At 57.0% G+C, this 6705-nt stretch carries 6 protein-coding genes; all 6 read right to left on the bottom strand.

Annotation, left to right across the window (positions count from 1 at the left end; translation table 11 throughout):
* Positions 1 to 461: 461 nt before the first annotated feature.
* Positions 462 to 908, bottom strand: coding sequence for a hypothetical protein (locus J122_RS07105; protein WP_061331652.1), 447 nt, complete (start codon positions 906 to 908; stop codon positions 462 to 464).
* Between the two features lie 90 nt (positions 909 to 998).
* Entirely contained in the window at positions 999 to 1733 is a 735-nt protein-coding gene (locus J122_RS07110) for a hypothetical protein (protein ID WP_061331653.1), read from the bottom strand.
* Positions 1734 to 2146: 413 nt separating this feature from the next.
* Positions 2147 to 3835: an AMP-binding protein gene (locus J122_RS07115; protein ID WP_082780528.1), complete on the bottom strand. Its 1689-nt coding sequence runs from the start codon at positions 3833 to 3835 to the stop codon at positions 2147 to 2149.
* Positions 3836 to 3888: 53 nt separating this feature from the next.
* A complete protein-coding gene (locus tag J122_RS07120) occupies positions 3889 to 4464 on the bottom strand; it encodes a peroxidase-related enzyme (RefSeq protein WP_061331654.1) in 576 nt (191 codons plus the stop codon).
* Between the two features lie 145 nt (positions 4465 to 4609).
* Positions 4610 to 5518, bottom strand: a complete 909-nt coding sequence (locus J122_RS07125) for a hydroxymethylglutaryl-CoA lyase (RefSeq protein WP_061331655.1) — start codon at positions 5516 to 5518, stop codon at positions 4610 to 4612.
* The coding region (locus J122_RS07130) for a biotin/lipoyl-containing protein (RefSeq protein ID WP_319822990.1) at positions 5518 to 6705 on the bottom strand (1188 nt) is incomplete at its 5' end. The genes J122_RS07130 and J122_RS07125, both read right to left, overlap by 1 nt.

Below are 6705 nucleotides of genomic sequence, written 5' to 3' on the forward strand. Positions count from 1 at the left end.
GTTCATAGCTCGAAAGATCGACCTTGCCCAGACTTCCGACATTCTCATAATCAATAAATGCCCATTTCATGGTCGATCTCCCTGAGTGTTAACGCTGAAGCACAGCGGCGCCACGACAGTGGCGTCCGGTGGCCGTAGGCCACGTACTGATGCGCCTTGTTAATGGCCGGTTACCCGGCGGTTCATTCCTGGAACCCAAACCCGAATGCCCTCTGCAATACAGCTTGCACTCACACTAGTCCATGGCGCGAGGAACCAGAACACGAAGCTTTCAGATTTTGCAGTGTTTTGCGGGGAGACGAGCTGGACGGTGGTAAACACTTGAAAGCAACTCCCTGCTTTACTGCCTGAATCCTTCCGAGGCCTTGGCCATTAACGCCAATGATAAGCGGCGCCCGACTAGGGCGTCCGGTGGACGGCCGCTAGGCCGGGAACGAACTTGATTGACTGGTTAAGCGGGCCTAACTCGCACCTTCGATGCAAGGGACAGACTCGAATCCCGCAGCAACGTTGAAACCACCCCAGATAATCGCTACACCAGCGCACAAGAACGCTGCCGTTGATACCCACATGAAAAAAACAGATGCACGACACACGCAAGAACCGTCAACTTTTAGGGGAAGCAAAGCAAACGGAAATGTTTTGCACGTTGGAGGCCTGCCGTCGTGCCTATCAAACTCTAGGGAACAGATCCTTCGATAGCGGTTATGGAGCAATGCTGCAATAAGACCAACTTGAAAAAACACGAATCCCCACAGCGCAGCCTTAAAAAGCGGAAGGAACTCAACTTTGCCAATAATAGCTGGCAATAAAGCGAGCAAAGCCACTGCACCACCACCGTTTACCAAAAGTAGTGCTCTAACGTGCTCGCTATCAATCTGCTTTCTTAGCTCAACTCCGTCTGCCAAGAATCATCTCCTTCTTACGCTTAACGCGGAGCACAGCGGCGGCCCGTCAGGGACGTCCGGCGGCCACCGGCCGCGTACTGCTGCGATTTGTTATTTGCTTGGATACTCATCCACCCACCTTGGGGCCACGTTGAGCCTGCGAACAAAAAAGTCGCAAATGTCCTTTGCCTGACGAAAGGGTGGCTCAACTCTGAAAAGTTCATGCCATAGTGTCGGAATATCTGGACCTGACGACCGGCGATCATCTTTCTTCATGTGGATGATTCTGTCCCGCACGCGCTTGAGCTTTACAAATCCTTTCCAGCACTTCGTTCCTTTTGGTGACTCCACGTTCAGCGCCTCTGGAAGGACTTTCGAAAGCTTCTCGTCCAACGACAAGAACCTCTCAATCTCTGATTTTTTCATCCGCTCAAGGACGATCTCACTTCTTTTGTGCGTGTGATAAACAAAATCATCCGGAATTAGCTCATTTACAAATGCTTCGAGAGCAGTGAAGGCCATTACTATCGACTCCATCACTTGCTCTAAGTAGTCGAATGAATCGGAAGTGGTATCGAAAGCGACCTCTGATTTGATGGAACGGTCAATTTTCGAGTGCTCTCTTATGCTCCGAGCGCTTTCCCAAGACCTCCGTGACGCGCTCAAAAAAAGTGCGGTGGCATTTGGGAGCGTAATACGGACCATTTTTTTCTTTGTTAGCTGAGCAACAGATACCTTCGTGATCTGACTACCTTTCGGAACTAACTGGCCAGACCAAGGCGAGCGCCAGTCTTTAGCAAGAGTGACAAAATCATCCATCCGCCAATCGTTATCAGGTTGCTTCATGTTCCCTCAGTAGCGGAAGCCAATAACAGCTAATTCAACGACAAATTACAGCTATCCAAAATGCGCTTATCCCGAGGCACTAGGAAGGTCATTCATCAAATTATTTTCAAAATCAAACTACTACCGGCCCACCAAATATGACGCACCGAGAAATAAGCGCCAGTTGTCGGTGTTTCCCCGAATCAGTGGAGCGCCTATTTACAATTTAACGTTCTGACTATTCCATGATTTTCATTAGGTTACAAGCCAAGAGAGACCACGTTCACAGAGTTTTACGACAGTTGTCGTCTATTTCCACTATCGACCGTGAATTTGCAGTGGCACACGCCCTGTTTGAACTCTGGCGTATACAGCCGGGAAGGGAGGCCGGCCCAGTGTGACTCTGGGCCGGAGTGATGCTGTAAGAAGGTCGGTTACTTCTTCAACCCCATTTCCTCAATCGAAATCTCCCGCATCTTGAACTTCTGAATCTTCCCGGTCACGGTCATCGGGAAGGCATCCACAAACTTGTAGTTCTTGGGGATTTTGAAGTGAGCGATTTTGCCTTTGCAGAATGCCTGCAAGTCCTCACCGGTTACCGGGTCTGTGTCTGGGCGCAGTTTTACCCAGGCGATCAGTTCTTCGCCGTATTTTTCATCGGGTATGCCGGTTACCTGCACGTCTTCGATGGCGGGGTGGGTGTAGAGGAATTCTTCGATTTCTTTCGGGTAGATGTTCTCGCCGCCGCGAATCACCATGTCTTTGATGCGGCCGACGATCTGGATGTAGCCGTCTTCGTCCATGGTGGCCAGGTCGCCGGTGTGCATCCAGCCGCCGTCGTCTATGGCTTCACGGGTTTTCTCTTCGTTGTTCCAGTACTTCAGCATCACGCTGTAGCCACGGGTGCAGAGTTCGCCAATTTCGCCACGGGGCACCACGTTGCCGGTGCCGGGGTCGACAATCTTGGTTTCCAGGTGGGGCTGGGTGCGGCCCACGGTGGTCACCTGCTTCTCGAACGGGTCTTCGGAGCTGGTCTGCGTGGAGACCGGGCTGGTTTCGGTCATGCCGTAGGCAATCTGCACTTCCTTCATGTTCATCTTGCCGTTGACCTTTTTCATCACTTCCGCCGGGCAGATGGAGCCAGCCATGATGCCGGTGCGCAGGGTGGAAAGGTCGTAGCTGTCGAACTCCGGGTCGGCCAGTTCGGCGATGAACATGGTGGGCACGCCGTACAGGGCGGTGGCTTTTTCCTGGTGCACGGCCTGCAGTACGGTTTTCGGGTCAAAGCCTTCGCCCGGGTAGATCATGGCGGTGCCGTGGGTAATGCAGCCCAGGTTGCCCATCACCATACCGAAGCAGTGGTACAGGGGTACGGGGATAACCAGGCGGTCGTTCTCGGTCAGGCGCTGGCTTTCACCTACAAAGTAGCCGTTGTTGAGGATGTTGTGGTGGGTGAGGGTGGCGCCTTTGGGGTTGCCGGTGGTGCCGGAGGTGAACTGGATGTTGATGGGGTCATCAAACTGCAGCTCGCTCTGGCGTTGGCTGAGATCGGCTTCGGACACTTGGCTGGCAAAACCGATGAACTCTTTCCAGGTCCACATGCCGTCGTGCTTGTCGTCGTGCATGTTGATCACGGCGCGCAGGTCTGGCAGGTGATCGGCTTTGAGTTTGCCTGGTGCGCTGCGTTTTAGTTCCGGTGCCAGCTCGTAGATCATTTCCCGGTAGTTGGAGGCTTTGAAGCTGTCTGCGGTGACCAGGGTGGTGATGCCGGCCAGGTTGAGGGCGTATTGCAGTTCGTGCACGCCGTAGGCCGGGTTGATGTTCACCAGAATGGCGCCCACTTTGGCGGTGGCGAACTGGGTAACGGTCCACTCATACCGGTTGGGAGACCAGATGCCTACCCGGTCGCCGCGTTTGACGCCGATGGCCATAAAGGCGCGAGCGGCTTCGTTGACCGTTTCAACGAACTCTTTGTAGGTCCAGCGGATGTCCTGGTGCAGGCATACCAGGGCGTCGTTGTTGGGGAATCTCTCGGCGGTGCGGTCGAGCATATCGCCGATGGTCATGCCCAGTAGCGGTTTGTCGGCGGTGCTGCTGGTGTAGCTCGGTAGAGTCTTGCTCATGTCTCTGCCTCCATTTGTTTTTGTAGTTGAGGGCTGGCAAGTCAATGCACTTGCTAGCGACTCTGGCTGTGGTATTCCGGGTTGGGTTGCATGTCGCTGGCGATGGCCACGCGGTTACTCATATTGTAAAAGCCGATCAGGTTGCTCAGGTCCCAGATGCCCCGGTCACTCAGGCCGGCGTCTCGCAGGGCCTGGGTGTGTTCTTCGGTCACCAGGGCGGGTGTGCGGGTGAGCAGGGAGGCGAAATCGAGCATGGCGCGCTGGCGCTGGTCGAGTTTGGCGCTGCGGTAGTTCATCACCATGTGTTCGCCCAGGGCCGGGTCGTCGCTCAGTACCCGCACGGCGGCACCGTGGGCGACCAGGCAGTAGAAGCATTTGTTCTCTGAGGAGACGACCACGGCCACCATTTCCCGCTCGAGTTTGCTGAGTTCGCTTTCGCCGAGCATGAGTTCGTTGTAGAGGCGGGTGAAGCCTTCGAGCTGTTTGAGGTTGTGGCTGTAGGCGGTGAGTACGTTGGGGATCATGCCGAGTTTTTCCTGGCAGATCTGGAAGTACTTTTGGGTGTCTTCGGGCATGTCGCTGATCTCCGGGATGGGGAGATCGAGGGCCACTACGTTTTTGTTGCTCATTTTTGGGCTCCTAGCCTGCTTGATTCTGTGTGGTGGAGGGCGGGTACTCCTTCCCGGGACACGCTGTGAATACGTCCTTGTACGCTTGACTGCAGCATCCATGCTGCAGACAGTCCCGGGAAGGAGTACCCGCCCTCCACTTCGATCATTGGCAGTTTCCGCCTAATGCCTGGCCGACTTTTGAGCCGTTGTGGCGGTTCAGTTGGCTGCTGATCCAGTCGCCGGTGGCGACCAGTTTGTTCAGATCCACGCCGGTGTTGATGCCTAGGCCGTTAAGCAGGTATAGCACGTCTTCTGTGGCGACGTTGCCGGAGGCGCCTTTGGCGTAGGGGCAGCCGCCGAGGCCGGCGGCGGAGGCGTCGATGATCGAGACGCCTTCTTCCAGCACCGCATACAGGTTGGCCAGGGCCTGGCCGTAGGTGTCGTGGAAGTGGGCGGCGAGTTTGTCCATGGGTACGTGGGCGGCGACGGCTTCGAGCATGCGTTTGGCTTTTAGCGGGGTGCCTACGCCGATGGTGTCGCCCAGGGAGATTTCGTGGCAGCCCATGTCGTACAGGGCTTTGGCCACGGTGGCGACTTGTGCCGGGGCGATGTCGCCTTCGTAGGGGCAGCCCATGACGGTGGAGACGTAGCCGCGCACGGGGATGCCGTGTTTGCGGGCTTCTTCCAGCACCGGGGCGAAGCGTTCGAGGCTTTCGGCGATGGTGCAGTTGATGTTCTTTTTGGTGAAGCTTTCGGAGGCGGCGCCGAATACGGCGACTTCATCTGCTTTCGCGGCCAGGGCACCCTCGAAGCCTTTCAGGTTCGGGGTGAGGGCGGAGTAGCGTACGCCGGGTTTGCGGGTGATGCCGGCCATCACGTCTGCTGCATCGGCCATTTGTGGCACCCATTTGGGCGACACAAAGCTGGCGGCTTCGATGTGGCTCAGGCCGCAGTCGGCCAGGCGGTCGATCAGGCCGGTTTTGATGGCGGTGGCAATCACCGCGCCGGGCTCGTTCTGCAGGCCGTCCCGGGGGCTCATCTCAACCAGGCGCACCTGTTTGGGAAAGGCCATCAGCCTGCCTCCTCTTCCGTCACTTCAATGGCGATCAATTCGGCACCTTCGGACACCTGGTCGCCTTCGGCGAAGAAGATCTCGGTGACGACTCCGTCGGCCGGGGCTTTGATGGCGTGTTCCATTTTCATGGCTTCCATGATCACCAGGCTCTGGCCGGCTTTTACCTTGTCGCCGACTTTGGCCTGTACCGCCACGATGGCGCCGTTCATGGGCGCGGCCAGGCTGCCTTCGCCGGCCATTTCTTCAAAGCCGTAGCTTTCTTTGTAGAGGGTGCAGTTGAAGGTGTCGCCTTCGTAGAAGAGCACCAGCTGGTCGTTGTACAGGTTGCCGTGAACGCTGATGCGGTGGCCGTTAATCACTGCTTGCAGGTAGTCGTCGTCCAGGCGCATGGTGAGGTTGTACACGCTGCCGCCCACGTACACCTGGTAGCGGTCGTCGCGCTCCAGAATTTTCAGGTCGTGGATGTCGTCGCCTACCTGTAACTGCAGCGGCTGGGCGTATTCGGAGTTCATGCGCCAGCTGTTCTGGCGGGCGAAGGGCGACCAGGGGTCTGTGCTGATCACTTCCCGGGATTTGCGTTGCTCCAGCACAAAGCCGGCGGCCAGTACCAGGGCTTTGTGGGTATCCAGCCTGGATTTCGGGAACAGCAGGTCCCGGTGGTCGTCGATAAAGCCGGTGGTCAGGTCCGCTTCCCGGAACGGCTGGGCGTCGGCCAGGGCGTGCAGGAAGCGGATATTGGTTTTCACGCCGGCGATGCGGTAATGCTCCAGGGCCTGGACCATGCGGTTGATGGCCTGGTCCCGGGTTTCATCCCACACGATGAGTTTGGCGATCATCGGGTCGTAGTGGATGCTGATGTCGTCGCCTTCGGTGACGCCGGTATCCACCCGCACGTGGGCGCTTTCATCCGGGGTGCTCAGGTAGCGCAGGTTGCCGGTGGCGGGCAGGAAGTCCTGGTCCGGGTCTTCGGCGTAGATGCGCGCTTCCAGGGCATGGCCCCGGGTTTTTACCTGGGATTGTTCCAATGGCAGGGGCTCGCCCCAGGCCACTTTCAGCTGCCATTCCACCAGATCCTGGCCGGTGACCATTTCGGTGACCGGGTGTTCCACCTGCAGGCGGGTGTTCATTTCCATAAAGAAGAAAGAGCCGTCCACGTCGTACAGGAATTCGACGGTGCCGGCGCC

Origin of the sequence: Marinobacter excellens LAMA 842 (genome assembly GCF_001574445.1) — a bacterium.
In the GTDB taxonomy this organism is placed as follows: domain Bacteria; phylum Pseudomonadota; class Gammaproteobacteria; order Pseudomonadales; family Oleiphilaceae; genus Marinobacter; species Marinobacter shengliensis.